This is a genomic window from Streptomyces sp. JLBG701 (genome assembly GCF_058544905.1).
This window is the reverse complement of record NZ_CM178588.1, coordinates 9136220-9162338: the sequence shown is the minus strand read 5'-3', so window position 1 is coordinate 9162338 and position 26119 is coordinate 9136220. Positions and strand designations below refer to the sequence as shown.

Annotated in this window: 21 protein-coding genes and 1 pseudogene; 10 read left to right on the top strand and 12 right to left on the bottom strand. The window is 70.2% G+C overall.

The window, feature by feature from the left end:
- Nucleotides 1-42: 42 nt before the first annotated feature.
- Nucleotides 43-759 carry a hypothetical protein gene (locus tag AC5DRG_RS42000; RefSeq protein ID WP_491805105.1) on the top strand — a complete coding sequence of 239 codons (717 nt, stop codon included), beginning with the start codon at nucleotides 43-45 and terminating at the stop codon, nucleotides 757-759.
- Here the strand turns inward: AC5DRG_RS42000 and AC5DRG_RS41995 are convergent.
- Together AC5DRG_RS41995 and AC5DRG_RS41990 are read right to left on the bottom strand one after the other, a co-directional pair.
- Complete coding sequence (locus AC5DRG_RS41995; RefSeq protein WP_491805104.1) at nucleotides 756-2348, bottom strand: AMP-binding protein; 1593 nt, start codon at nucleotides 2346-2348, stop codon at nucleotides 756-758. The genes AC5DRG_RS42000 and AC5DRG_RS41995 overlap by 4 nt on opposite strands.
- Entirely contained in the window at nucleotides 2345-4015 is a 1671-nt protein-coding gene (locus AC5DRG_RS41990) for an AMP-binding protein (RefSeq protein WP_491805103.1), read from the bottom strand. The genes AC5DRG_RS41995 and AC5DRG_RS41990 overlap by 4 nt, the downstream gene beginning before the upstream one ends.
- A 279-nt stretch (nucleotides 4016-4294) precedes the next feature.
- Here AC5DRG_RS41990 and AC5DRG_RS41985 point away from each other — a divergent pair, with 279 nt between their 5' ends.
- The 3 genes from AC5DRG_RS41985 to AC5DRG_RS41975 all read left to right on the top strand — a co-directional run bounded on the left by AC5DRG_RS41985 (nucleotide 4295) and on the right by AC5DRG_RS41975 (nucleotide 8935).
- A complete protein-coding gene (locus AC5DRG_RS41985; RefSeq protein WP_491805102.1) occupies nucleotides 4295-7105 on the top strand; it encodes a helix-turn-helix transcriptional regulator in 2811 nt (936 codons plus the stop codon).
- 203 nt (nucleotides 7106-7308) lie between these two features.
- Entirely contained in the window at nucleotides 7309-8100 is a 792-nt protein-coding gene (locus tag AC5DRG_RS41980; RefSeq protein WP_491805101.1) for a S1 family peptidase, read from the top strand.
- Between the two features lie 187 nt (nucleotides 8101-8287).
- Nucleotides 8288-8935, top strand: a complete 648-nt coding sequence (locus tag AC5DRG_RS41975) for a LysE family translocator (protein WP_491805100.1) — start codon at nucleotides 8288-8290, stop codon at nucleotides 8933-8935.
- Between the two features lie 39 nt (nucleotides 8936-8974).
- Here AC5DRG_RS41975 and AC5DRG_RS41970 read toward each other — a convergent pair whose 3' ends face one another.
- Nucleotides 8975-10096 carry a winged helix DNA-binding domain-containing protein gene (locus tag AC5DRG_RS41970; RefSeq protein ID WP_491805099.1) on the bottom strand — a complete coding sequence of 374 codons (1122 nt, stop codon included), beginning with the start codon at nucleotides 10094-10096 and terminating at the stop codon, nucleotides 8975-8977.
- Nucleotides 10097-10242: 146 nt separating this feature from the next.
- Here AC5DRG_RS41970 and AC5DRG_RS41965 point away from each other — a divergent pair, with 146 nt between their 5' ends.
- A complete protein-coding gene (locus AC5DRG_RS41965) occupies nucleotides 10243-11394 on the top strand; it encodes a magnesium and cobalt transport protein CorA (RefSeq protein WP_491805098.1) in 1152 nt (383 codons plus the stop codon).
- A gap of 58 nt (nucleotides 11395-11452) precedes the next feature.
- On the opposite strand, the gene AC5DRG_RS41960 is transcribed toward AC5DRG_RS41965, so the two are convergent.
- The 3 genes from AC5DRG_RS41960 to AC5DRG_RS41950 form a co-directional block, all read right to left on the bottom strand.
- Nucleotides 11453-12220 (bottom strand): SDR family NAD(P)-dependent oxidoreductase, encoded by a 768-nt coding sequence (locus AC5DRG_RS41960; protein WP_491805097.1) that lies wholly within the window; start codon nucleotides 12218-12220, stop codon nucleotides 11453-11455.
- A 30-nt stretch (nucleotides 12221-12250) separates the two neighbouring features.
- Nucleotides 12251-12598, bottom strand: coding sequence for a cyclophilin-like fold protein (locus AC5DRG_RS41955; RefSeq protein ID WP_491805096.1), 348 nt, complete (start codon nucleotides 12596-12598; stop codon nucleotides 12251-12253).
- 202 nt (nucleotides 12599-12800) lie between these two features.
- Nucleotides 12801-13466 carry an SDR family NAD(P)-dependent oxidoreductase gene (locus AC5DRG_RS41950; RefSeq protein ID WP_491805095.1) on the bottom strand — a complete coding sequence of 222 codons (666 nt, stop codon included), beginning with the start codon at nucleotides 13464-13466 and terminating at the stop codon, nucleotides 12801-12803.
- A 197-nt stretch (nucleotides 13467-13663) separates the two neighbouring features.
- On the opposite strand from AC5DRG_RS41950, the gene AC5DRG_RS41945 reads away from it, so the two are divergent.
- Nucleotides 13664-14545, top strand: a complete 882-nt coding sequence (locus AC5DRG_RS41945; RefSeq protein ID WP_491805094.1) for a helix-turn-helix domain-containing protein — start codon at nucleotides 13664-13666, stop codon at nucleotides 14543-14545.
- A gap of 178 nt (nucleotides 14546-14723) precedes the next feature.
- Nucleotides 14724-14939: pseudogene (locus tag AC5DRG_RS41940) on the top strand (N-acetylmuramoyl-L-alanine amidase); the annotation flags it as partial.
- Nucleotides 14940-15042: 103 nt separating this feature from the next.
- On the opposite strand, the gene AC5DRG_RS41935 reads toward AC5DRG_RS41940, so the two are convergent.
- Nucleotides 15043-15981 carry an aldo/keto reductase gene (locus tag AC5DRG_RS41935; protein WP_491805093.1) on the bottom strand — a complete coding sequence of 313 codons (939 nt, stop codon included), beginning with the start codon at nucleotides 15979-15981 and terminating at the stop codon, nucleotides 15043-15045.
- Nucleotides 15982-16080: 99 nt separating this feature from the next.
- Here AC5DRG_RS41935 and AC5DRG_RS41930 point away from each other — a divergent pair, with 99 nt between their 5' ends.
- On the top strand, nucleotides 16081-16668 hold the full coding sequence (locus tag AC5DRG_RS41930) for a TetR/AcrR family transcriptional regulator (protein ID WP_491805092.1): 588 nt from the start codon (nucleotides 16081-16083) through the stop codon (nucleotides 16666-16668).
- Nucleotides 16669-16877: 209 nt separating this feature from the next.
- On the opposite strand, the gene AC5DRG_RS41925 is transcribed toward AC5DRG_RS41930, so the two are convergent.
- From AC5DRG_RS41925 to AC5DRG_RS41910, 4 genes are all read right to left on the bottom strand, one after another.
- On the bottom strand, nucleotides 16878-17987 hold the full coding sequence (locus AC5DRG_RS41925; protein ID WP_491805091.1) for an XdhC family protein: 1110 nt from the start codon (nucleotides 17985-17987) through the stop codon (nucleotides 16878-16880).
- 157 nt (nucleotides 17988-18144) lie between these two features.
- On the bottom strand, nucleotides 18145-20337 hold the full coding sequence (locus AC5DRG_RS41920) for a xanthine dehydrogenase family protein molybdopterin-binding subunit (protein ID WP_491805090.1): 2193 nt from the start codon (nucleotides 20335-20337) through the stop codon (nucleotides 18145-18147).
- Nucleotides 20334-21314 (bottom strand): FAD binding domain-containing protein, encoded by a 981-nt coding sequence (locus AC5DRG_RS41915; protein ID WP_491805089.1) that lies wholly within the window; start codon nucleotides 21312-21314, stop codon nucleotides 20334-20336. Before AC5DRG_RS41915 ends, AC5DRG_RS41920 begins: the two co-directional genes overlap by 4 nt.
- Nucleotides 21315-21324: 10 nt before the next feature.
- On the bottom strand, nucleotides 21325-21963 hold the full coding sequence (locus tag AC5DRG_RS41910; RefSeq protein WP_491805088.1) for a (2Fe-2S)-binding protein: 639 nt from the start codon (nucleotides 21961-21963) through the stop codon (nucleotides 21325-21327).
- Nucleotides 21964-22367: 404 nt separating this feature from the next.
- On the opposite strand from AC5DRG_RS41910, the gene AC5DRG_RS41905 reads away from it, so the two are divergent.
- Nucleotides 22368-23411, top strand: a complete 1044-nt coding sequence (locus AC5DRG_RS41905) for an NAD(P)-dependent alcohol dehydrogenase (protein WP_491805087.1) — start codon at nucleotides 22368-22370, stop codon at nucleotides 23409-23411.
- Nucleotides 23412-23599: 188 nt separating this feature from the next.
- On the top strand, nucleotides 23600-24517 hold the full coding sequence (locus AC5DRG_RS41900; protein ID WP_491805086.1) for an alpha/beta hydrolase family protein: 918 nt from the start codon (nucleotides 23600-23602) through the stop codon (nucleotides 24515-24517).
- A gap of 78 nt (nucleotides 24518-24595) precedes the next feature.
- Here the strand turns inward: AC5DRG_RS41900 and AC5DRG_RS41895 are convergent, their stop codons facing one another.
- Nucleotides 24596-26017, bottom strand: coding sequence for an MFS transporter (locus tag AC5DRG_RS41895; protein ID WP_491805085.1), 1422 nt, complete (start codon nucleotides 26015-26017; stop codon nucleotides 24596-24598).
- Nucleotides 26018-26119: the final 102 nt, after the last annotated feature.

Sequence of the window (26119 nt, the reverse complement as noted above, 5' to 3'; positions counted from 1 at the left end):
CATCGGTCTGTCGCTGTCCGTGCCGTCGTCCTGGAGTGGGCCATGTCCGAGAGCGTGTCGGTGCGCTGCCCGGCCTGCCGTCGCGAGCATCGCTACTCGGCGCCGTCGTACCCGTGCGTGTGCGGCGCGCCCGTCACCCCGCCGCTCGATCCGACCGGGACCCCCACGGCCGTCACCCACCGGGTCTGGGACGAGGAATGGGTCAGCGTGCGCTGTACGACCTGCGGCCGGCGTGACGAGTGGCCCCACCCGGAGCTGGGCTGCCAGTGCGGCACGGTGATACGAATACCGGTGGCGCGCGCGGGCGCGAACACAGCGCCGGCACCGGCACCGGCGCCGGCGATGATCAGCAGAGTGCCCGGTGCCGCGAGCCGGCGCCCGGCCTTCCAGCCCGTCACGATCCGCACCGCACGCGACGCCGTCACCGCCGCCGCGCTCTATCTGCGCTGGCTCGGCTACCGGGAGATCCGCCGCGCGGACCAGCGGCCCACGTCCGGCATCGGCCTCGCCGCCCGCGGCATCCTGGCCCTGGTCGACCCGACGGTGCGCCCGGCGTCACTGCGTGACGTGGAGTGCCTGTGGCTGACGGCCATGACGGAGAACTCGGCCTGCGTCTACTTCTCCCTCGCTGGATACGCCGACGACGCCCGCACCCGCGCCGACACCCTGGGCGTCCCCCTGTTCGTCCTCGACCTGACGGGCACCCCCCAGCCGGTCAACAGCCTCGCCGACGAACTCGACGCCACGGGCGCGACCTAGGGCCTGGGCTGTCCGTATGTCTCCCGCAGCTCGATCTTGCGTACCTTGCCGGAGACCGTCATCGGGAAGGACTCCAGGATCCGCAACTTGCTCGGGATCTTGTAGTGGGCCAGCCGGCCGTCGCAGAAGGCGCGCAGTTCCTCCAGGGTCGGCGGGTTCGTCGCGTCGCGCGGGATGACACAGGCGAGGACCTCCTCGCCGTAGCGCTCATGGGGTACTCCGACGACCTGTACGTCGGCGATCTTCGGGTGGGCGTAGAGGAACTCCTCGATCTCGCGCGGGTAGATGTTCTCGCCGCCGCGGATGATCATGTCCTTGATGCGGCCGACGATCTCGACGTATCCGTCCTCGCGCATCACGGCCAGGTCCCCGGTGTGCATCCAGCGGCCGGGGTCGACGGCCTCCGCGGTCTTCTGCGGCTCGTTCCAGTAGCCGAGCATGACGCTGTAGCCGCGGGTGCACAACTCCCCTGCTGTGCCACGTGGTTGGGTGACGCCGGTCGCCGGGTCGACGACCTTGACCTCGATGTGCGGGAGGACGCGGCCGACGGTGCCCGTGCGGTGTTCCAGGTCGTCGTCCATGCGGGTCTGGAGGGAGACCGGGGAGGTCTCGGTCATGCCGTAGCAGATGGAGACCTCCGCCATGTGCATCTCGGCGACGACCCGTTTCATCACCTCGACCGGGCAGGGCGAGCCCGCCATGATGCCGGTCCTGAGCGACGACAGGTCGTACGTCGCGAAGCCGGACAGACTCAACTCCGCGATGAACATGGTGGGGACGCCGTAGAGCGAGGTGCAGCGCTCCTGCTGGACCGCGCGCAGGGTGGCCGCCGGGTCGAAGGACGAGGCCGGGATGACGATGCACGCGCCGTGGGAGGTGGCGGCGATGTTGCCCATCACCATGCCGAAGCAGTGGTAGAAGGGCACGGGGACGCAGACCCGGTCCTGCTCGGTGTAGGCGATCGACTCGCCCACGAAATAACCGTTGTTGAGGATGTTGTGGTGGGAGAGGGTCGCCCCCTTGGGGAAGCCGGTGGTCCCCGAGGTGTACTGGACGTTGATGGGGTCGTCGCAGGACAGTTCCTCGTACGTGACGTCAGGGGTCCCGCGCCCGAGCAGCGCGTCCCAGCTCGGGTCGCCGATGTACACGGTCTCCCGCAACTCCGGGCACCTGCCCCGCACTTCCTCGACCATCGCCCGGTAGTCGCTCGTCTTGTGGGCGAGGGAGGCGAACAGCAGGGAGATTCCGGCCTGGTTGAGGACGTACTCGACCTCGTGGGTGCGGTAGGCCGGGTTGATGTTCACCATGATCGCGCCGATGCGGGCGGTGGCGTACTGGACGAGCACCCACTCGGGGCAGTTGACCGCCCAGATGCCCACCCGGTCGCCCTTGACGACCCCGCTCGCGAGCAGCGCCCGCGCCAACTCGTCGATGTCCGCCGCGAATTGGGCGTACGTCCAGCGCCGGCCCGACGGCACGTCGACGAGCGCCTCACGGTCCGGCCAGGCCGCCACGGCCCGGTCCAGGTTGGCGCCGATCGTGTCGCCGAGGAGCGCGGTCCCGCTCGTCCCATGGGTGTACGAGGTCACCGGAAGTCCTCCTCGCGGTACTCGGCGTCCGACCCGGCCGCCGTGGCCTCGCGCAGCTCGATCCGGCGGATCTTGCCGGAGACGGTCTTGGGCAGGGCGGCGAACTCCAGCCGGCGGATGCGCTTGTACGGCGCGAGGGTCTCCCTCGAGTGCTCGAACAGCACCTTGGCCGTGTCGGGCCCGGGCTCCCAGCCCGCCGCCAGCACGACGTACGCCTTCGGCACCGCCAGGCGCAGCTCGTCCGGTGCGGGGACCACGGCCGCCTCGGCGACCGCCTCGTGCTCCAGCAGTGCGCTCTCCAGCTCGAACGGGGAGATCTTGTAGTCGGAGGCCTTGAACACGTCGTCCGCCCGGCCGACGTAGGTGAGGTAGCCGTCGGCGTCGCGGGAGCCGATGTCGCCGGTGCGGTAGTAGCCGCCGGCCATCGCCTCCGCCGTACGGTCCGGGTCACCGTGGTAGCCGGTCATCACGCCCACCGGACGGGCCGACAGGTCGAGCGCGATCTCGCCCTCGGCCGCGCCCGGCGCACCCGACACGGGGTCGAGGAGTTCGACGCGGTAGCCGGGGCTGGGGCGTCCCATCGAGCCCGTCTTCAGCGGCTGGCCGGGGCTGTTGGCGACCTGCACGGCGGTCTCGGTCTGGCCGAAACCGTCCCTGATGGTCACGCCCCAGCCGCGCCGCACCTGCTCGATGACCTCGGGGTTGAGCGGCTCCCCGGCCGCCACCGCCTCCCTCGGCGGGGTGCGCAGCTGGGTGAGGTCGGCCTGGATGAGCATGCGCCAGACGGTCGGCGGGGCGCAGAAGGTGGTGACGCCGGCGCGGTCCATCTCGGCCATCAGGCGGGCGGCGTCGAAGCGGGTGTAGTTGTGCAGGAAGACGGTCGCCTCGGCGTTCCACGGCGCGAACAGGTTCGACCAGGCGTGCTTGGCCCAGCCCGGCGAGGAGATGTTCAGATGGACGTCGCCGGGCTTGAGGCCGATCCAGTACATGGTCGCGAGGTGGCCGACCGGGTACGAGGTGTGGGTGTGCTCGACCAGCTTGGGCCGGGCGGTCGTCCCCGAGGTGAAGTAGAGCATCAGCGGGTCGTCGGCCCGGGTGGGGCCGTCGGGCGTGAACCCGGCCGGGGCGGCGTACGCGTCCTCGTACGACTGCCAGCCCTCGGGTGCGCCGCCGACCGCGATGCGCGTGTAGCCGCCGGGCACCTCGTCGAACTTGCCGGTGTCCTCCGCCCGCACCACGACCTGCGCGACCCGGCCGCGCTCGACGCGGTCCCGCAGATCGGCGGCGCCGAGCAGGGGTGTGGCCGGGATGACGACGGCGCGCAGCTTCATCGCGGCCAGTGCCGTCTCCCACAGCTCGACCTGGTTGCCGAGCATGACGAGGATCCGGTCCTCGGCCCCGACACCCCTTCCCCGCAGCCAGTTCGCCACCCGGTCGGAGCGCTCGGACAGCTCGGCGAAGGACAGCCGCACCTCGGAGCCGTCCTCCTCGACGATGTGCAGCGCGGTCCGCTCGTTCCCGGCCGCGATCACGTCGAACCAGTCCAGCGCCCAGTTGAAGTAGTCCGGCCGGGGCCAGACGAAACCCTCGTAGGCGCTCGCGTAGTCCTCGCGATGCGTCAGCAGAAGGTCCCGTGCGCTGCGGAAGAGCTCCGTCGCCGTAGTCATCTGTCCTCAGTCCTCCTAGGTTCCGGACCATTGCCGGGCGGCCTTTGACATCGTGTAATCCGTGACACGGTCTCGCTACCCCCCGAAGCGGGCGGTGTGCGCCGGATTCAAGCCGCGAGGGGTACCACCGACCCCTCCCGACGTCGCCCATCCATTCACTCCCCCGCCCGCTGAATTTCCCCATGCCAACCCGCTGTTATTTCCCTCACCACGCCATCCGTCCGAATTTCAAAGACTGATTGCCTAATATTGGCCAGGACACGACACCCGAGGGGAGCGGTGACCTTGCGACGGGACTTCAAGGAGCCTGCCAGATGCCGCCCCGACCTGGTCATCGGCCGGGAGGAGCTCTTCTCGGCGGCCCGTGAGCAGCTCACCGGTGGCGGAAGTGTGCTGGTCCACGGCACCGCCGGAATAGGAAAGTCGACGATCCTGCGGGCATTGGCCGCGCAATACGGCGAGGCGGCGCACACCGTGTTGCGCTGCTCGGCGACGGAGTCCGAATCCCACCTCCCCTTCCTCGCGCTGGCCGACCTCCTCGGTCTGGTCCTCGACGAGGTGTCCGACCAGCTGCCCGCCGCCCAGCGCACCGCCCTGGAATCGGCGCTCACCGGCCGCGGCGAGTCCACCCTCCAGCGCGACGGACTCGCCCTGCGCCTGGCCGTCCTCTCGGCGCTGCGCGCGCTCGCCGCCCGGGGCCCCGTGCTCGTCGTCGCCGACGATCTGCAATGGCTGGATCCGGCCAGCGCCGAGCTGCTCGGGTTCGCCGCCCGCCGCCTGGGCGGGACCGCGGTCCAGATGATCCTCGCGGCACGCACGGAGGGCCAGGAGTACGACCGCTACCTACGCGCGTCACCCCCGGACACCCTCGCGGTTCGTCTGAACCCCCTCTCCCGGGCGCAGGTGTCGGTGCTGCTCGACCACCGCGGGTACACCGGCCTCCCCCGTTCGACCGTCCGCGACATCCACCGCACCAGCGGCGGCAATCCGCTGTTCGCACTCGAACTGGGCCGCGCGCTCGCCGAGAACCCGACCCCGCCCCGGCCGGGCGAGCCGCTGCCCGTGCCCACCTCGCTGCGGGCCCTCGTGCTGAGCCGCCTCGACATGCTGCCGGCGGAGGCCCGCCGCACGCTCCTCGTGGCGAGCTCCGGTGCCCGCCCCACGCTGGCCCTGCTGCACGCGGCCGGCCGGGAGAACGCCGAGGCCGAGACCGCCCGGGCCGCCGAGCTCGGGCTGCTCGCGACGGAGCAGGAGGGTCCGGCCGTACGGTTCGCACATCCGCTGATCTCCGCGGCGCTGTACGCGGAGGCGCCCGCGCAGGAGCGGCGAGCCGCGCACGCCGCGCTGTCCACGGCGGCCTCCGACCCGATCGAGCGGGCCCGGCATCTCGCGCTGGCCACCACCGGCACCGACCCGGAGGTGGCCGCCCGGCTCGCCGAGGCCGCCGCACTGGCCCGCGACCGCGGGGCCCCGTCCGTGGCCGCGTCACTGGGACTGCTCGCGGCCCGGCACACCCCGGCCGACAGCGTGCCGGGACCGGACGAACGCCGGTTGCAGGCAGCCGAGGACGCGGTCACCGCCGGCGAGGTGGACCTCGCACGGGACATCGCTCGTGAGGTGCTCACCCGGGTCACCGCCCCCTCGGAGCGGGTGCGGGCCTGGATCGTGGTCATCGAGGCCGCCGGGCAGGCGCTCGGAGACGTCGACGCGGTCTACCCGCAGGCGCTGGCCGACGCGGGCGACGATCCGCGGCTGCTCGCCCTCGTCCACTACCGGCTCGCCTGGCGGGCGACGGTCATGGAGGGCGACTTCGCCGTGGCCCGACAGGAGGCCGCGCACACGGCGGAGCTGGCCGCGCTGGCCGGCGACCGGCGCACCGAGCTCATGGCGCTCGCCTTCCAGGCCCAGGCCGAGACCCTGATGGGCCACCCGGACGCCCCCGCGACCATCAAGCGCGCGCTGAAGGAGCCCCAGGACCCGGACGTGGCGTGCCACCACAACGGCACCGGCAACACCCGCTTCCGCTGGCTCATCATGAGCGACCAGCTGCCCGAGGCACGGGCCGTGATCTCCGCGCTGCTGCGCGAGGCACGGCGGCGGGGCATGGTCGAGAGCGAGGTGCACTACTCGCGTTTCCTCGCCGAGACCGAGCTGCGCTCCGGGCACTGCGGGCGCGCCCTCGACCTGGCCCGGGAGAGCCTGCGGCTGTCGCGGGACGCGGGCATCGGCGAGGCGGCCGGCGCCATGTTCACCTCGCTCGCCGAGGCGGCCGGCGGCGACGTCGACCGGGCGCTCACGCTCGCTCAGGAGGCGGTGGACCGGGCCGAGGAGGACGGCGACGTCGTCTATCTGTCCCGCGCCCTGGGCGCCCTGGGCCACGCCCATCTGGTGGCCGGGGACGCGGAGGCGTCGGTGCGGGCGCTGCGCCGAGTACGGGAGTTGGAGCAGGGCCTGGGCATCACCGACCCGGCGCGCGGCCGTTGGCAGGGCGACCTGGCCGAGGCGCTGGTGCGGATCGGTGAGGTCGCCGAGGCTCGCGAACTCATCGACGTGACGCGCGAGCACGCGCTGCGGCTGGGGCGCGAGAGCGTGCTCGCCGTACTTGACCGGGCCGAGGCCCTGGTGCGGGCGGCGCACGGCGAACACGAGGCGGCGCTGGCCCAGTTGACGTCCGTACAGGACCGGCTCGCCAAGCTGGGGTACGGCCTGGAGGAGGCCCGGGCCGCGTTCGCGCTGGCCTCGCTGCGCACCCTGCAGCCGGGGCCGACCTCGTACGACGAGGCGGCGCGACTGTTCCGGCGCTGCCGGGCGCTGCCCTGGCTGCGGCAGGTGGACGCGGCGACCGCGGCCGCCGTGGCGAGCCCGGTGGCGGAGCCGGCCGTCGCCCCCGCGGCACTGGACGGGCTGGCCTCGATGGAGCGTCAGGTCGCCGCGCTCGTCATGGAGGGCGCGACCAACCGGGAGATAGCCGCGCGACTGTTCATCAGCGTCAAGACGGTCGAGGCGACCCTCACCCGGGTCTACCGCAAGCTGGGGATCCGCTCGCGGGTGGATATCGTCCGACTGGCGGCGGGGCGCCGCGCCAAGTGAGGCCGACCTCGGTTAACTGAGCCCGACCGAGGGTTTTCCCTGCCCCAACTCCCCTAGGGGGTTCCCTCATTGGGAGTCAGGTGTTCCGGGCCATAGCTTATGGGTGTGCCGCTCGCCCGGTAACACCGGGGTCGGTCCCGCGACCCCGGTGCACACCCCCCACACCCGCGCGTCCCCCCACCGGCAACCCCTTGAGGAGACTCATGTTCGGGCTCACCCGCGCCAAGAAGACCGCCGCCGTCGTCGCGGCGACCGCTGCCGCCGCAGCGACCGCTCTGCTCAGCGCCCCCACCGCTGTCGCAGCCCCCCAGCCGATCGTCGGCGGCTCGACGACCACGACGACGACGTACCCGTTCATGATGCAGATCACGGACGCCTCGCAGAACCAGTTCTGTGGCGGCACCCTGGTGTCCTCCACCAAGGTCGTCACGGCCGCTCACTGTATGGTCGGCGAGACCACCAGCAGCGTCCGCGTCGTCGGTGGCCGCACCTATCTGAGCGGGACGAACGGCACGGTCAGCCGGGTCAGCAAGATCTGGATCAACCCGAGCTACACGGACGCCACCAACGGTGACGACGTGGCCGTCCTGACCCTGTCGACGGCGATGTCGTACACCCCGGCGTCGTACGTCTCCTCCTCCCAGACCAGCGTGTACGCGGCCGGCACCACGGCCCGCATTCTCGGCTGGGGCACCACCTCCTCGGGCGGCAGCTCCTCCAACCAGCTGCGGACGGCGACCGTGCCGATCGTCTCCAACTCCAGCTGCGCCAGCTCGTACGGCTCCGACTTCATCGCGAGCGACATGGTTTGCGCCGGATACACCTCCGGTGGCGTAGACACCTGCCAGGGCGACAGCGGCGGTCCCCTGCTCATCGGGGGCGTCCTGGCAGGGATCACTTCTTGGGGAGAGGGCTGTGCCGAGGCGGGCTACCCGGGTGTCTACACCCGGCTGACCACCTTCTCCAGCCTGGTGACCACGCAGGTCAACTCATAACCCAGAAGATCTCCTGAGTACACCTCAGGTGAAAAACCGGGGGGCGTTGCGGGCTTCCACGAGCAGCCCGCAGCGCCCCCTATCCATGTCCTCAGCCCTGTCCTCAGCCCTGTCCTCAGCCCTGTCCTCAGCCCTGTCCTCAACCCGTTGACCTCTGTTTCAATGGCGTCGGATGGGGGTGATGGGCATGGTGTCCACCGACCGGTACCTGGCCTTCGCGGCGATGTCGCTGCTGGTGATCGTGATCCCGGGACCGAGCGTGCTGTTCGTCATCGGACGGGCGCTGGCACACGGCCGCCGCACCGCCGTGGCGACGGCCCTCGGCAATGTCGTCGGCTCGTACGCCCTGGTGGTGGCGGTCGCGGTGGGGATCGGCTCGCTGGTCGAGCGGTCCGTCGCGATCTATCTGGCGGTCAAGCTGGCCGGTGCGGCGTACCTGGTCTATCTGGGCGTACAGGCGTTCCGGCACCGCAAGGAGCTCAAGGCCTCCGCGATCGGCGCGGCCCCCTCGGCCCCGGCCCGCGGCGACCTACGTACCGTCCTGGACGGCGCGCTGGTCGGCGTCACCAATCCCAAGGGCGTCGTGTTCTTCGCCGCCGTACTCCCCCAGTTCGTCGACCACTCGGCGGGCCAAGTCACCGCGCAGATGCTGCTGTTGGGCCTCGTCCCGATCTCGATCGGCCTGGTCACGGACACCCTGTGGGGCCTGACCGCATCGGCGGCCCGCACCTGGTTCGCCCGCTCGGACCGCCGACTGTCCCTGGTCGGCGGCGCGGGCGGCTGCGCGATGATCGGCCTCGGGGTCACGGTCGCGGTGACGGGCCGCGCGGAGTAGTGGCTTTTACGCTGACTGGCGGCTTTTTGCAGGCTGCCGCTACTTGATCACGGTGCCGAAGCGGATGTCGTACGACGATCCGTCGTGCATCGCGGTCAGCATGCGCTCCCCCTCCACGGTGACCTCGTCCCGCTGGGCCTTGGTCAGCGTGCCGAAGGGCTCGATGACGAGGGCGTCTTCGTCACGCTTCCACACGCCTGCGAGGAAGCCGTCGACGAGGAAGGTGCAGTAGGCCACGTTTCCCCGCCAGGTCCGGCCCCAGTACTCCTTCGGTACGACCCTGGTGCGGTCGGCGTGGGAGAGGAGCAGGTTGTCGAATTCGGGCAGGAAGCGGGGCGGGGCCGGGGTGTCCTCGGCGGGGCGGGGTGCGTCGGGGAGGTCGAAGAGCTCGACGCCGTTCTCGTCGCGGAAGGTGAGCAACTGGGGGCGGAGGCGTTCGAAGGCCTCGCGCAGCCTGGTCAGGCCGGCCCAGGTCTGCATGTCCTTGACGGAGGCAGGGCCGAAGGCGGCGAGATAGCGCAGCACGGTGGCGTCGGGGGTGGGCGTGGGTGCGGCGGGGCGGCCCAGCCAGTGCTCGGCGGTGGTGAGAGCGACCTGGCCGCTCCTCCCCCACAGCCCGCGCGGGGTGACCTGGACGAGCGGGAGCCGGCAGCGGGCGGCGATCGCGAGGGACTGCGGGTCGGCGTCGGGCCACTCGGCGAGCAGGGCCTCACGCAGCTGCTTCATGGTGCGCGGCTCGGTCTCCACGAGGTCGCGGGCGAGGGCGGCGAGGCGGTCGAGGTCGACGCCGGCGAGGCCCTTGCGGAAGTTGATGAGTTCGCGGTCCCGGGCCGCCTGGACCAGCGGTCGCAGGGTGAGGCAGTCGTCGGCGGTGTGGGTGTGGATGGTCGAGCGCATGGTGACGATACGGACGACCTCACGCTCGGCCATGAGGCCGGACAGCGCCTCGGGCGTGAAGCCGTCGAGGCGGGCGGCGAGCGCGTAGTAGGGCGGCTTCACGTTCTGCGCCTGGAGGCCGAGGAGGTGCTTGACGGCGGCCTTCGCGGACCCGGGCGAGCGACGCAGAAGCAGCTGCCGGTCGAGGGTGGCGCGGTTGAGGGCGCGGGTGCCGAGCAGGGACCCCGGCGCGGAAGGCGTCGTCGTCTTCGCCATCTTCGTCATGCTGTGCACGCTAACGCCCCTTGCGGACACCTTCGGTCCGCAACTCTCACCGGATCCTGTACCCGCTTCACCACGTCAAGGCTGTTTGCCCCGTATATCCTGCTCGGTGATCACGCAGACGCAGGTTCGACCGAGAGGCAGCCGCGATGCCCGAGCGCCCCGCCTCCAGGAACGGCAGGAAGTCCCGCTGGCGCCGCACGCCGACTCCGCCGCCGGCTCCTCCGGCGCAGCCCCCGGTGCCCCCCGCCGACGCGCCGCCCCGGGAACCGTCCGACCCGGACAGTGTCGTCCAGGCGGCCCTGTACCAGGACGGGGTGCGGGTCTCGGCGCCCGCCACCCTCGCCGACACCTTCCGCGATCTGCGCGAGCAGCCGTCCGGCATGGCGTGGATCGGCCTTGCCCGCCCCACCGAGAGTGAACTCCACTCCCTGGCCGCCGAGTTCGACCTGCACCCGTTGGCGGTCGAGGACGCGATGGAGGCACATCAGCGGCCGAAACTTGAGCGCTACGGCGAGACCCTGTTCGTCGTGCTGCGTGCGGCCCGCTATCTCGACGCGCCCGAGGAGGTCGATTTCGGCGAGCTGCATGTCTTCGTGGGCCCCGACTTCGTGATCACGGTCAGGCACGGCGCGGCGCCCGACCTGTCGGCGGTCCGGCGCCGGATGGAGGAGTCGCCGGACCTGCTGAAGCTCGGCCCCGAGGCGGTGCTGTACGCCATCCTCGACGCGGTGGTCGACGGGTACGTCCCTGTCGTGACCGGCGTCCAGACCGACATCGACGAGATCGAGACGGAGGTCTTCCGCGGCGACCCGGAGGTCTCCCGCCGCATCTACGAACTCTCCCGCGAGATGGTCGAGTTCCAGCGCGCCACCCGCCCCCTCGTCGGCATGCTGCACGCCCTGATGGCCGGCTTCGCCAAGTACGGCACGGACGAGGAACTCCAGCGTTACCTACGGGACGTGGCCGACCACGTCACCCACACCAGCGAACGCGTCGACGGCTTCCGCCAGGCCCTGACGGACATCCTGACGGTGAACGCGACGCTGGTGACCCAGCAACAGAACGCGGAGATGCGGGCGTTGGCGGAGGCGGGGTTCGAGCAGAACGAGGAGATCAAGAAGATCTCGAGCTGGGCGGCAATTCTCTTTGCTCCGACGCTCGTTGGAACCATCTACGGCATGAACTTCGAGGACATGCCTGAGTTGGGCTGGAGCTTCGGATACCCCTTCGCGATCGGCTTGATGGGGGTGGTCTGCGTTAGTTTGTACGTGATTTTCAAGCGGCGGGACTGGCTCTAGAACCCTGACGTGACGCTCAGTTCCCGTTCACACTTATGTGACGGCGGCTCCCACGCCGTTATCGGGCGACGTAGCCGCCGTCGACGGGGAGAGCGACGCCTACGACGAATCCGGCTCCCGGGCTGCACAGCCACAGGACCGCCTGGGCGATCTCCTCGGCCGTACCGAGGCGGTTGATGGGCTGGTTGGCCTCGGCCGCGGCGCGGTCCAGCTCCCCCTTGGCGATCATGTCGCTGACCATCGGGGTGTCGATGGTGCCGGGGCATACGGCGTTGATGCGGATGCCGCGCGGGGCGTACTCCAGGGCCGCGCTGGTGGTCAGGCCGATCACGCCGTGCTTGGAGGCGTGGTAGGAGGCACGACCGGGGAGGCCCACCAGGCCGCCGAGGGAGGAGCAGTTGACGATGGCGCCGCTGCCCTGGGCGCGCATGTGCCGCAGCTCGTGTTTCATGCAGGCCCACACGCCGCGGAGGTTGATGGCGTTGACGCGGTCGAACCTCTCGGCGGGTTCGTCGGCTGCGTCGCTGGGCGGGATCTGGATGCCGGCGTTGTTGTAGGCCATGTCGAGGCGGCCGAAGGTCTCGACGGTGCGGTCGACCGCGGCGGCGACCTGTTCTTCGTCGCTGACGTCGCAGGTGAGGGCGAGTGCTCGGTGGCCGGAGTCGGTGAGTTCCTTGACGGCTGCGTTCAGGGCGGCTTCGTCGATGTCGGTGAGGGCGACGGCGGCCCCTGATTCGGCGAAGGCGCGGGCGGTCGCCAGGCCCATGCCGGAGCCGGCGCCGGTGACGAGGGCGACCTGGCCGGTGAAGTCGTAGGTGGGGTTCACGTGTTTTCCTGCCGTTGAGAGTGGGCCTGGTCAGGAGGCGGTTTCGATGGTGACCTCGGTGGCGGTGGCGAGGCGTTCGGTGTCGCCGTGCACGCTGCCGAGGATGATCAGGCCGGCGTCGCTGGAGCCGCTGCCTCGGTAGAAGAGGGCCAGGTTGCCCCAGGGGGCGTAGTACGCCAGGTCGCCGGGCTTGGCTTCGGCGGCGTCCGGGGCGCCCGAGGTGGACAGCCGACGGGGCAGGTCAGCGATCTTCTCGGTCTCGTGGAAGTCGCTCAGGTTCAGGGTGAGCGGGAGCAGGGCGGCGAAGTCGCGGGCCGTGGCGCTGTCGTTCAAGGTGGCGTCGACCCGGTGGCCGTCGATGGTGAGGCGGATGTTCATGGCGGTGTCCTTGTCATCGGACGGTGCGGCTGGTGCCGTGGCCGCCGGCGTTCGCTGTGACGCGGAGGCGGAGGGCGAAGACGGGGAAGACGGGGACGGGGGCGCCTCGTCGGTGCAGGCGGTCACTGCCAGCAGTAAGGCGGTCGGGACAGCGCGGGCAAGGCTGGAACGGGTGGTCGGGCTCACGGCATCCTCCGGGGCGTCAGTCGGGCAGAGGCTCGGCGTAGTGGCGGAAGCCGTCGCGCTTGAGGTGGATGTCGTACAGGCGGTGGGCCAGCACCTCGGGGCTGCTGTGCTCGGCGTCGGGGCGGATGGCTCCCGGGATGATCAACTGGGCGGTGTGGATGTTCTCGGGGGCGAGGGTGTCGTGAAGCATGTGGGCGTAGGCGCTCTCGGCCGCGAAGGCCATGGAGGTGCCGGCGACCTTCGGGTTGGGGCGTACGGCGCTGCCGCCGTTGACGAACAGCAGGGTGCCGCGGCCGAGTTGGCGCATACCGGGCAGGACGGCCTTCACCGCGGCGACCGGGCCCTTGACGGAGAAGGCGAGGGGCGCGTCGAGGTCGTCGGCGCTCGTGTCGAGGACCGGCTTCATGAAGTCGGCGCGAGGGACGGGGCTGTACTGCAGGATCTCGATGGGCCCCAGGGCGGCCGCCGCCGCGTACAGGGCCGCGTCCAGTGACTCGATGTCGAGGACGTCAGCGGTGAAGCCCCGCGCCTGGATTCCGTCGCGGGCCAGCTCGGCGGTCAGTGCGTCCAGCTTCGCGGCGTTGCGGGAGATGAGGGCGACGGTGTGGCCGGCGGTTCCGAAGCAGCGGGCGGTGGCGAGCCCGAGGCCGGGGCCGGAGCCGACGAGTGCGAAGGTCGTCATGGTGAGTCCTTGTGGGTGGAGGGGCTTCCATCAGGGGTGGGGAGGATCTTGCTGGCACAGCGCTCGGGATCGTCGTGCAGGCTGCTGTATGTCGAGCCTCACACGCCGAGGCAAGGGCCAAAAGCGGAGAAAGACATCCGGGGAGGGAGACATCCGGGGAGGAAACTCTCCCTCCTTCCTCTGGTCCGTTCGGTGTCATGCTGAGCGGCATGACCGGCAACGTTCCCCTCAACGAGCTGGGAGAATTCCTCAAGAAGCGCCGCGCCGAGCTGAGCCCGCGCACCGTCGGCCTGCCCCACAACGGCGGCCCCCGCCGGGTCGCCGGGCTGCGCCGCGAAGAGGTCGCCCAGCTCGCCAGCATCAGCACCGACTACTACACGCGTCTCGAACAGGGCCGTATGCAGGCGTCCGCACCCGTGCTGGACACGCTCGCCCGGGTGCTCCACCTCGACGACGACGAACGCGGCTATCTCTTCCAGCTCGCCGGCAAGACCACCACCCGCGTCCGCAGCCGAGGACGGCAGAAGGTCCAGCCGCAGTTGCAGCGCGTGCTGGACGATCTCACCGCCACGCCGGCCATCGTGCAGGGTCGCCGGGGCGACATCCTGGCCTGGAACGCGCTGGCGGCCGCGCTGGTCACCGACTTCTCCCGCGTCCCTGAAAGGCACCGCAACTACCCACGCATCCAGTTCACCGACCGGGCCATGCGCACCCTTTACGCCGACTGGGAGACCTCCGCTCAGATCGCCGTGGCCCAGCTGCGTATGGAGGCCGCCAAGTATCCCGAGGACCCCCGACTCATCGAGTTGGTCGGTGAACTGTCCCTGCGGGACAAGCAGTTCGCCCAGTGGTGGGGCGACCACCGGGTCGCGGCCCGCACGGTGGGCACGAAGACCCTCAACCACCCGGTGGTCGGCGAACTCATCCTGGACTGGGACACGTTGACCGCCAACACCGACCCCGACCAGCACCTCACCGTCTGGACGGCCGCACCCGGCTCCCCCACCCACGAGCGGCTGCGCATCCTCGCCTCCTGGGCCGCCGACCAGAACCTGCCGGCCTCTCCTCCGCTCGCCTGACCGCGGCCGGGCTCCTATTCGCCCAGCAGGCACCGCACCATGAACGACATACCCGACGGCCAACTGCCGCCGCACGGGCGTGAGCCCTCCCGCCCCACCACGACCCGCCGGACCCTGCTGTTCGGTGCGGGCGCCGCGCTCGTCGTCGGCCTCGGCAGCGCGGCGGCCGGCCTCGGCGCACGAGGGCTTCGTCGACGCACCGGACCGCTGGTTCACCGATACCGCCTACCGCGCCTCCGCCGTATTGGCGGCCGACATCAGCGCCCGCTACGACATCCCCGTCGACGGCGAGCACATCGTCGGCCACAACGAGGTTCCCGGTGCCACTCACACCGACCCGGGCCCGTACTGGGACTGGGACCGCTACCTGCGCCTGGTGCGCGCCGCCAGGTAACAGGCGCCCGTTACACACCAGTTGAACGATGAGTGCGGGTTGCCTGCCCGTAGCGGTCAGCCGGGCTCCGGTGGGCCGGTGAGCGAGCAGGCGAGTGCGGGCGTCACATACCTCGTCCGCCGATGCCGCCGTCGGGTGCGATCTCGTCGATGCGGGCGAGGTCGTCGGCGGTCAGCTCGAGGTCGGCGGCGGCGATGTTCTGCGCGACGCGCTCGGGGTTGCGTGAGCCGGGGATCGGGACGATGTAGTCCTTCTTCGCCAGCAGCCAGGCCAGGGCGAGCTGCGACAGACTGACGCCCTTGCTCTCCGCGAGCTTGGTGAGCTCGCCGACGATGGAGAGGTTCTGGTCGAAGTTCTCCGGGGCCCACCAGGGAATCATCTGGCGGAAGTCGCTCGCGTCGTAGTGCTCACGGGACTTGACCGCGCCGCTGAGGAATCCGCGGGCGAGCGGGGAGTAGGCGACCAGCCCGATGCCGAGCTCCTCCAGTACAGGGAAGAACTGCTCGGAGTCGTGGGCGAAGATCGAGTACTCGTGCTGCAGGACCGAGATCGGGTGCACCGCGTGGGCGAGACGGATGGCGTCGGTGTCGGTGTTGGACAGGCCGAGGTACTTGACCTTGCCGGCGTCGACGAACTCCTTCATCACGCCCACGACTTCCTCGATCGGGACGCTCGGGTCAGGGCCGTGCTGGTAGAGCACGTCGATCACGTCGACGTTCAGGTTACGGAGGCTGTTCTCGACGACCTCCCGGATGTGCTCCGGCTTCGAGTTCGGAGCGAAAGTCGGGGTGAGGCCGAACTTCGTCGCGATCGTCACCTCGTCACGGATCGGGGCCAGAGCATTGCCGAGCAGCTTCTCGCCTTCTCCCCAGCCGTACATCTCCGCGGTGTCGAAGTGGGTCACGCCGAGTTCGTGTGCGCGGCGGATCGCGGTGATCGATCCGGTGTCGTCCGAGGGGCCGTAGCCGACGGCGGTGCCCATCGCGCCGTAGCCGATCTCGGAGACGGTCAGGCCCTGCCGGCCCAGATTGCGCTGCTGCATGATCTGCTCCTGTAAGTCACACCAAACGGTTCGGTTCGACCATACAGCCATGAGTCACCGCTGCCAAACCGAACGGTTCGGTTGGGTAAGCTGGGCCTCATGGCCTCCCGCAGCAGCGTCACCGACGCCACCAGTGACCGCATCATTTCCGCGGCCACCACCGAATTCGCCTGTCACGGCATCGCGGGAGCGCGGGTCGAGCGGATCGCCAAGGCGGCGCGCACCAGCAAGGAGCGCGTCTATGCGTACTTCCGCAGCAAGGAGGCGCTCTACCGGTTCGTCGCCGGACGGGAGCTCGCGGCCATGGCCGAAGCGGTGCCCCTGGATCCCACCGACCTTCCGGGCTACGCCGGCCGCATGCATGACCACGCCATCAGCCACCCCGAACGCCACCGGCTGATGATGTGGGGCCAGCTGGAGCTGCCGGCCGGGGGGGTTCCCTCCGACGACCCGGTACAGGAGTCCCTGCGCCGCAAGGTCGAGCTGGTGCGCAAGGCGCAGGAGGCCGGCCACCTCGATCCCGCATGGGAGCCGGAGGACATCCTCGTGTTCGTCAGTCAGCTGGCTCTGTCGTGGGCCGGCCAGACCGACCTCGCTCCCCTCGGCGAGGAACGCGCCGCCTTCCTGGCAACCCGCCGGGCAGCCATCGTCGCCGCCGTCCAGCGCCTCTTCCCTGCGACGGCATGAACCGGCAGTAGCGACCCGACGGTGACGGGCGACAGATTCGTCAGCCAGGCCGCGCCGGCTGCTACGAGGAAACGGCCCGGGCGTCGACGAGAGAAATACCTAGCCTCCGGTTGCAGACATCGGCCTGTCCGGCCATGCAGTACGTACAGCGCAGATTGCACCGGTCGGTCAGCGAGACTCTCAGGTCGGTGGCCACCCGGCCGTAGGTGTCAATGAGCATGGATCGGACCGGTGACCCGGGCCAGAGGCAGGCCGGTGCTCTGGTTGGCGTGGGCGATGATCTCGGCGGTGATGGAGATGGCCGTTTCCTCGGAGGTGCGGGCGCCGAGGTCGAGGCCGATCGGGGAACGCAGCCGGGCCAACTGCCCCTCGGTGAGCCCGACTTCACGCAGGCGACGGAGGCGTTCGTCGTGTGTGCGTCGCGAGCCCATCGCACCGACGTAGCCCACAGGCAGGTCAAGTGCCCGCTGCAGCAAGGGGATGTCGAACTTGGCGTCATGGGTCAGCACACACACGGCCGTACGACTGTCCACGGCCGCCCGTGCCAGGTAGCGGTGGGGCCAGTCGACGATCACCTCGTCGGCGTGCGGGAAGCGGGCTTCGGTGGCGAAGACCGGGCGGGCGTCGCACACGGTGACGTGGTAGCCGAGGAAGCGGCCGGCATGGGCGAGGGCGGCGGCGAAGTCGATGGCGCCGAAGATCAGCATGCGGGGGCGGGTGGCGGCCACGTGGACGAGGAGGGTGAACTGCTCGGGGCAGGTTTCGGCGTCACCGCCGAGAGAGACAAGTCCGGTGCGTCCGCTGCGGAGTTGGGCGGTGGCCCGGTCCCCCACGGCCCGGCCGGTCGGCCCGTCGCCGAGTGCGCGGTCGGCGATCCAGCTGTCGCCGAGCACGCTCGACGTGGCGCCGAGCAATCCCTCAGGCCCGTCCACGACCTGGGCGATGGCGGCGGGCCGCCCCTCGACCGCTGCGGCGAACGCGGCGCCGAGATGCGGCTGGGCGGCGGGGTCGATGTGCTGGACGAGGACGTCGAGTTCGCCGCCACAGGTCAACCCGACAGCGAAGGCGTCGTCGTCGGAGTACCCGAACCAGGCCCGTTGGGCTGGCCCTCGGTCCCGCAGCACCTGCCGGCACAGCTCGTACACCGCGCCTTCGACGCAGCCACCGGAGATGCTGCCGATGGCCTTGCCGTCCTCGTCCACCGCCACCGACGTACCGACGGGCAGGGGTGCGCTGCCGGTGACGTCGACGACGGTGGCGAGCGCGAAGGGGCGTTCCTCGCGGCACCAACGGTGCAGTGTGTCCGCGATGTTCAGCATGGGAGTCTCCAGGATCTCCAGAGCAGGCGGTCGCTGTCGCAGAAGGTGAGCGGGCCGCCGCCGCGTCCACGGGGGCGCATGCGCGGCGGCGGCCCGGGGAGGCCCGGCAGCCGTACGGGGGGTTCGGCTGCCGGACCGGCCTATGGGCGTGCCGGGATCAGAGCAACGCCTCTGCGGTGATGGGCAGTTGACGGATCCGTCGGCCCGTGGCGTTGAAGACCGCGTTGCCGATCGCGGCCGCCACACCGACCTGAACGACCTCGCCGAGCCCCTTGACGCCCAGCAGGTTGCCGGCGTTGTCCTCGCCGTCCAGGTAGATCGCCTTGATCTCGGGGACGTCGGCGTTCACGGGCACGAGGTAGTCGGCGAGGCTGGAGTTCACGATCCGTCCGTCGCGGTGGTCGGTGACCGTGTGCTCCAACAGCGCCTGGCCGATGCCGCCCACGATGCCGCCGACCGCCTGGCTGTCGGCGAGCTTGGGGCTGATGATCCGCCCCGCGTCGTACACGCCGAGCATCTTGCGCACCCGTACCAGCCCCAGGTCCGCGTCGACCGACACCTCGGCGAAGGTCGCGCTGTAGGCGAAGTAGGCGGACCGCTCGGAGCCAGGCCCTTCGTAGGAACCGTTCGCCTCCAGGTGGGAGCGGTCATTGCGGGCCAGCAGGCTCTTGTACGTCTCCCCGCGCGCCGTGTTGTTCCGGTCGTGCAGTCGGCCGTTGCGCACCACGACGTCGTCCGCGTTCACCCCGTACAGCGGCGACTCGCGGTCCTCCACGGCCAGCTTGATCGCCTGCTGCCGCACCTTGTTGCAGGCGTCGACGACGGCCGAGCCGACACTGGCCATGGTCGCCGAACCACCGTGCGGCGAGGTGAACGGATACTCCGAGTCCCCCAGCCGGAACGTGACCGTGCGCATGGTCAACCCGAGGGCGTCCGCGGCGACTTGAGTCTGGGACGTGTACGTGCCCGGCCCCATGTCGGTGGTGGCCGCCTCCACGACCGCCGTGCCGTCGGCATCCAGCCGCGCCCTGGCCTGTGCGGGGAATCGCCCGCAGTCGTAGGCGCCGGCGGCCATGCCCAGGCCGATCAGCAGGTTCCCGTCCCGTGTGGAGCGCGGCTCGGGATTGCGGCGGTCCCAGCCGAACTCGCGGGCGCCGACCGTGTAGCACTCGCTCAGTCGCCGGGTGGAGAACGGCTCGTTGCTCGACTCGTCCTCGGCCGGTTCGTTGCGCCGGCGCAGCTCGATCGGGTCGATGCCGAGTTCGTCGGCGAGTTCGTCCATGGCCGACTCGATCACGAACGATGCGGGGGCGAAGCCGGGCCCGCGCATCCAGATCGGGGTGTTCACGTCCAACGGCACCTGCCGGTAGGCCTGGCGGACGTTGGGCATGCTGTACATCATCTGGCCCGTGCCCAGGACGGCCTCGAAGAAGGTCTCGTACGACGACGTCTCGTGGTCGATGTCGTGGATCGCGGCGTTCAGCTTGCCGCGCCGGTCGCTGCCGAGGCGCAGCCGGTACTCGTAGGCCGGCCGGAATCCGGTGCCGAAGTACATCTGCTTGCGCGACAGCACCAGTTTCACCGGGCGCCGCGTCACGCGCGCGGCCAGCGCGGCGACGATGGTGTGCGGCCAGCAGCGCAGTCCGCTGCCGAAGCCGCCGCCGACGAACGGGTTGATGACCCGCACCGCGTCCGCCGGGAGGTCGAAGACCGCGGCGATCTCGTCGTGCGTGCCCATCACCCACTGCGTCTTGTCCCACACCGTGAGCCGGTTGCCGTCCCAGCGGGCGACGGTGGCGTGCGGCTCCATCGGGTTGTGGTGGTTGCGCGCCAGTTCGTACGTCAGGTCCAGCCGCACCGCCGAGGAAGCCAGACCGGCCTCCGCGTCCCCGCGCGCATAGGGCGTCGGCGCGCCCGGCTTGGCCTTGGTGCTGTCGGTCGAGGGCTTCTCGGCGTCGTAGCGGACCTTGACCAGGCTCGCCCCGTGCTGGGCGGCCTCCAGGGTGGTGGCCACCACCACGGCGACGGGCTGGCCGTGGAAGAGGACCTTGTCGTCCTGGAAGACCCGAAGTCTGCGCCCGGCCGGGTTGTTGGACCCTGCGTTGTCGCGGTAGGGCAGCTTCGGGGCGTTGCCATGGTGGATCACCCGCAGCACGCCCGCGTGTTTCTCGGCGGCGCGTGTGTCGATGGACCTGATGCGGCCGCGGCCGATGCTCGCGTCCACGATGACGGCGTGCACGGCACCCTTGAGGTCGTGTTCGGCGGCGTACTCCGCCTTGCCGGTGACCTTGAGCCGGCCGTCCACGCGGGACAGCGGCGCACCTACGGCTGCCTGCGGCTGGGGGCTCATTCCATTTCTCCTACGGTGCGCAGCTGGCGTTCGACGGTTCGCTTCAGGAGCTCGACCTTGAACCGGTTGTGCTGAAGGGGGCGGGCGCCGTCGGCCGCGTGTGCGGCAGCCTCGGCCCACAGCCCGTCCGAGGGGCGCTCACCAATCAGGGCCCGCTCGACGGCGGACAGCTTCCACGGCACGGTGGCCACACCGCCGGCGGCGACCTTCGCCTCGCGGATCACGCCACCTCTGATGTGCAGGGCAACGGCCGCCGAGGCGAGCCCGAACGAGTAGGACTGCCGGTCGCGGATCTTGAGGTACGCCGACTTGAGCGGACGCGGATACGCCGGGATCTCCACGGCGGTGATCAACTCGCCGGGCTTCAAGGCGTGTTCCCTGTTCGGGGTGGCGCCGGGGCGGAGCAGGAAGTCAGCAAAGGGGAGGCTGCGCTCCCTGCCGTCCGGGGCCTGGAGGTGAACCGTCGCCTCCAGGGCGGTGAGGGCGACGGCGAAGTCGGAGGCGTGGACGGCCACGCAGTGAGCGGAGCCGCCGAGGATCGCGTGGCCGCGGTTGTAGCCGTGCAGGGCGGCGCAGCCGGAGCCGGGCTCGCGCTTGTTGCAGTCGGCGGTCACATCGCGGAAGTACGTGCAGCGGGTGCGCTGCATGATGTTGCCGCCGATGGTGGCCATGTTGCGCAGCTGGGCCGAGGCGCCCCGAAGTGCCTGGGCGGCCACCGGGTAGAGGGAGTTCAGCTTGGAGTCGGCGGTCACCACGGCCATCGGGGCCAGGGCGCCGATGCGGATGCCCCCGCCCTTGGTGGCGGTGATCTCCCGCAGGGGCAGGGTGCTGATGTCGACCACTGTCTCGGGGGTTTCGACGGTCTCGCGCATCAGGTCGACCAAAGTGGTGCCGCCGGCGATGTAGCGGCCGCCGCGTCGACCGGAGTCCAGGGCTTCCCGGACGCTGTTCACGCGGGTGTAGGCGAAGGGATACACGGGCCGCTCCTTACTTCCGGGCGGCGGTCTGCTCGACCGCCCGCACGATCTTGACGTAGCAGCCACAGCGGCAGACGTTGCCGCTCATGTACTCCCGGATCTCCTCCGGCGAGTTGGTGTGGCCCTCCTGGATGCACGCGACGCCGGACATGATCTGGCCCGGGGTGCAGTACCCGCACTGGAAGGCGTCCTCGTCGATGAACGCCTGCTGCAGCGGGTGGAGTTGATCGCCTTTGGCCAGGCCCTCGATGGTGGTGACCTCGACACCCTCCAGCCGGACGGCCAGTGTCAGACAGGAGTTGACCCGCTGCCCGTCGACCAGCACCGTGCACGCTCCGCAGGCCCCCGCGTTGCAGCCCTTCTTGGAACCGGTCAGGTCGAGGTGCTCGCGCAGCAGGTCAAGGAGCGAGGTGCGGTTGTCCACCGTCATTGTCCGGCGGGTGCCCTTGACGGTCAGGGAGACCTGGCTGGAGGGCGCCGCCTCCGCGGCGGTGGCCTCCTCCGAGCCGGCGAGGAAGGTCCCTCCGGCCACCACGGCACCGCCCACCACGACACCGGTGGCGATGACGGTACGTCGGCTGAGTCCCGAGGGGGACTCACCCGATTCTGTCGAGGGTGGAACTGCGGATTCAGAGAGGTCAGCAGACATACATACACCTTCGCATCACGGACGGGAAAGTCGTGAACAACAGCGGGGCAGCAGGCGCGGGATCAACGCCGCCACGAGGAAAGGGCGACCGCGCGCCTTGGCAGCGGCGGCCGATCACGCCGGAAGTCTTGCATCACCGGCGAAACTCGCGGCAGGGAGACTTTTATCCCCCCTTTGCCTTCTCGTGGTCTTGTCCATGAGAAGGAGCCGGTGAATGAACTGGATTCTTGAGGGCACGACGCAATTCGCGTGCCGATGGGCAAGAGCCTGACTCTGGCAGTGGCAGGAACCGCGAACGTAGGCACATTCCTGCCCTGGGTGATTTCCCGGCGGCGAGGCATGCTCATCACCGTGCCTGGTCGGAAGGCAACCGGGCGCGAGAGCACTGCTAGGAGATCCCCCACATGACCACCGTTGCTGCTTACGCCGCTCCCGCCGCCAAGGCTCCGCTGGAGCGCACCACCATCGAGCGGCGCCCGGTCGGCGAATTCGACGTGCTGATCGACATCAAGTTCGCCGGTATCTGTCACTCCGACATCCACCAGGTCCAGGAGGGCTGGGGTACCGCCATCTTCCCGATGGTCCCGGGCCATGAGATCGCCGGTGTCGTCTCCGAGGTCGGCCCCGGCGTCACGAAGTACAAGGTCGGCGACCGGGTGGGCGTGGGCTGCTTCGTCGACTCCTGCCGCGAGTGCGACCACTGCAAGGCCGGCCAGGAGCAGTACTGCACCGGCGGCGGCATGATCCAGACGTACAACTACCTCGACAAGAACGGCGAGCCCACCTACGGCGGCTACTCCGAGAAGATCGTCGTCGACGAGAACTACACCGTCCGCATCCCCGATGGCCTCGCCCTCGACGTGGCCGCGCCGCTGCTGTGCGCGGGCATCACCCTGTACTCCCCGCTCAAGCACTGGGGTGCCGGCCCCGGCAAGAAGGTCGCGATCGTCGGTCTGGGCGGTCTCGGCCACATGGGCGTCAAGATCGCCCACGCGCTCGGCGCCGAGGTCACCGTCCTCTCCCAGTCGCTGCGCAAGAAGGACGACGGCCTGAAGCTGGGCGCCGACCACTACTACGCCACCAGCGACCCCAAGACCTTCGAGGAACTGGCCGGCACCTTCGACCTGATCGTCTCCACGGTCTCGGCCCCGCTCGACTTCAGCGGGTACGTGAACCTGCTGAAGATCGACGGAGCCCTGGTCAACGTCGGCGCCCCCGAGGAGCCCATCTCCGTCAACGTCTTCCCGCTGATCATGGGCCGCCGGTCGATCGCCGGCTCCGCCATCGGCGGCATCGCCGAGACCCAGGAGATGCTGGACTTCTGCGCCGAGCACGGCTTCGGCGCCGAGATCGAGGTGATCGCCGCGTCCGAGATCAACGAGGCGTACGAGCGGGTGCTGGCGAGCGACGTCCGGTACCGGTTCGTGATCGACACCGCGACGATCTGACCCCGGATTCACCCCGTCCCCGAGAAGGGGGGAGGAATTCTTCCCTGGGAGAATTCCTCCCCCCTTCTTTCTCTATCCAGGCCGAGCTCAAGATGCAGAAAATGCGCTTACGGGCCAATCTTGATGGAAAACCAGGCGCCCGGAGTATCACGCATCAAGCACCCTTGCCGGGAAATCAGGAGCGCACCATGACCGAACTCGACATGGCCGAGCTGGCATTCAACGGATTCGTCGGGCAATGGACGGAAGGCACCACCGACGGCCGGCGCGCGCCCCTGCTGCGCCGCCCCTCCGAACTGGGCCTGGCCTACGAGGACGTGACGTTCCCGTCGATGGACGGCGTGCCTCTCGAAGGGTGGTTCATCCCGGCCGACTCCGACCGGCTGATCACCCACAACCACTTCTCCCCCGGCAACCGCTACGGCTACCCCGGACACCTGCCCGGCTGGGACCGCTTCGGCGCCTTCGAGGTCAACTTCCTCCCTTCCTACAAGGCGTTGCACGACGCCGGCTACAACGTCCTTGCCTACGACCTGCGCAACCACGGCATGAGCGGCTACGGCAACGGCGGCATCTGCACGATCGGCCTCACCGAGTACCGCGACGTCATCGGAGCCCTCCGCTACGCCGCGTCCCGCCCGGACACGGCGAGCATGAAGAAGGCCCTGCTGTCGGTGTGCCTGGGTGCCAACTCCACCGCGGTGGCCTGGTCCAAGCACCCGGAGGAGTTCGCCGAGATCCAGGCGCTGGTCATGCTCCAGCCGTTGGAGGGCCGTTCCATCGGCGAACAGTTCTCCAAGGCCCTCGGCTTCGAGGGCGGCTACGACCGGCTCGACCAGGCCGTGCTGGAGCGCACCGGCTTCCGTCTTGCAGAGCAGTCGCCCGCGAAGTACGCCTCCGCCATCACCGTGCCCACGCTGGTGGCGCAGGAGCACGACGACGCCATGACCACTCCCGAGGCCGTGCAGGCCGTCCACGACGCCATCCCCGTCGAGGACAAGCAGATGCACTGGATCCACGGCAGCACCCGCCGCTTCGACGGCTACAACTACTTCAGCGAGCACCCCGAGGTCGCTGTCGACTGGTTCGACAGCCACGTCCGCTGACGAACAACCTCGCGTGAGTGGTGCTCGCGGAAAGCCGACCCGAGGATGACCCCGGGTCGGCTTTCGGTCTGTCGGGACTCAGCGCCGCCGCAGTCGCAGCACGGGGACCAGGTTCAGGAGCAGCCCGATCGCCGCGACGACGGTGACCAGGTTCAGGCCGGGTCGGTAGGCGGTGAAGTCGGCGCCGCTGTCGCCGGCTTGGGCGATCACGGCGGTGAGTACGGCGAGGACGAGGGCGGCGCCGACCTGGCCGGAGGTCTGCACCAGGCCTGAGGCGAGGCCCTGTTCGGAGTCGTCGATGCCTTCGGTGGCCTGGGCCATGATGGCGCTGTAGCCGAACGCGAAGCCGCCGCCGAGGAGCAGCAGGGACGGGAGCATGGCGGTGACGTAGTCGGGTGAGGAGCCGGCCGTGGCCAGGAACCAGACGTAGCCGAGGGTCAGCGAGGTCATCGAGGTGATGATCAGCGGTGCCGTGCCGAAGCGGTTGACGAGTCGGCCGGTGAGGGGCGAACCGACCGCGACGATCAGACCGACCGGCAGCAGCGCGAAGGCCATGCGCAAGGGCGACCAGCCGAGCCCGTCCTGGAGGTACAGCGTCATCATGAACTGGAAGCTGAGGTAGGAGCCCATCAGCGCGACGATGCTGAGGTTGGCCCGGACCGTGGTGGCCTTGCGCAGGATGCCGAAGCGGACCAGCGGGTGCCGGACCCGCTGCTCGATCAGGACGAAGGCGAGCAGCAGCAGGGCGGCGACACCGACGGCGGCGAGCGTCGCCCCGGAGGTCCAGCCCGTCTGGGGGGCGGTGACCACGGCGTAGACGGCGAGCAGCATGCCCGCGGTGAGGGTGACCGCCCCGGCCGGGTCCTGGCCTCCGGTCTCGGTGCGGCGGTCGCGCGGGATCAGGATCAGGCCGACGACGAGTGCGAGCAGGGCGAGCGGGACCGGCATGAGGAAGGTCCAGCGCCAGCCGATCCCGGTGAGCAGACCGCCCAGGATCAGGCCCGAGGAGTAGCCCAGGGCGCCGAAGAGGCTGAAGACCGACAGCGCCCGGTTGCGCTGTGGGCCCTCCGGGAACGTCGTGGTGAGGATCGACAGGCCGGCGGGCGCGGTGAAGGCGGCGGCCACGCCCTTGACGAAGCGGGTGGCGATCAGCAGCGAGCCGCTGTCGACGAGGCCGCCGAGCAGCGAGGCGGCGGCGAAGACGGCCAGCGCGACGAGGAAGACGCGGCGGCGTCCGAGCAGGTCGGCGGTGCGGCCGCCGAGCAGCATCAGGCCGCCGTAGCCGAGGACGTAGCCGTTGATGATCCACTGCAGTGAGCCGGTGGCCATGCCGAGGTCGTGGCCGATGGAGGGCAGGGCGACGCCGACCATGGAGACGTCGAGGCCGTCGAGGAACAGCACGAGGCACAGCACGGCGAGGACGGCCCAGAGGCGGGCGGTCCAGCGCGGTTCGGGGGCGGCCGAGGGCAGCGTCCCGGGGCGGGACTGGGTCAGGGACATGGGGAGACGGATCTCTTTCCTGGCGGATGAGCAGGCAGGTCGGACGCCTCGGCGCTGAGGAAACCGGTTCTGTCGGTGGGAGGAGGGCCGGACCGGGGGCGG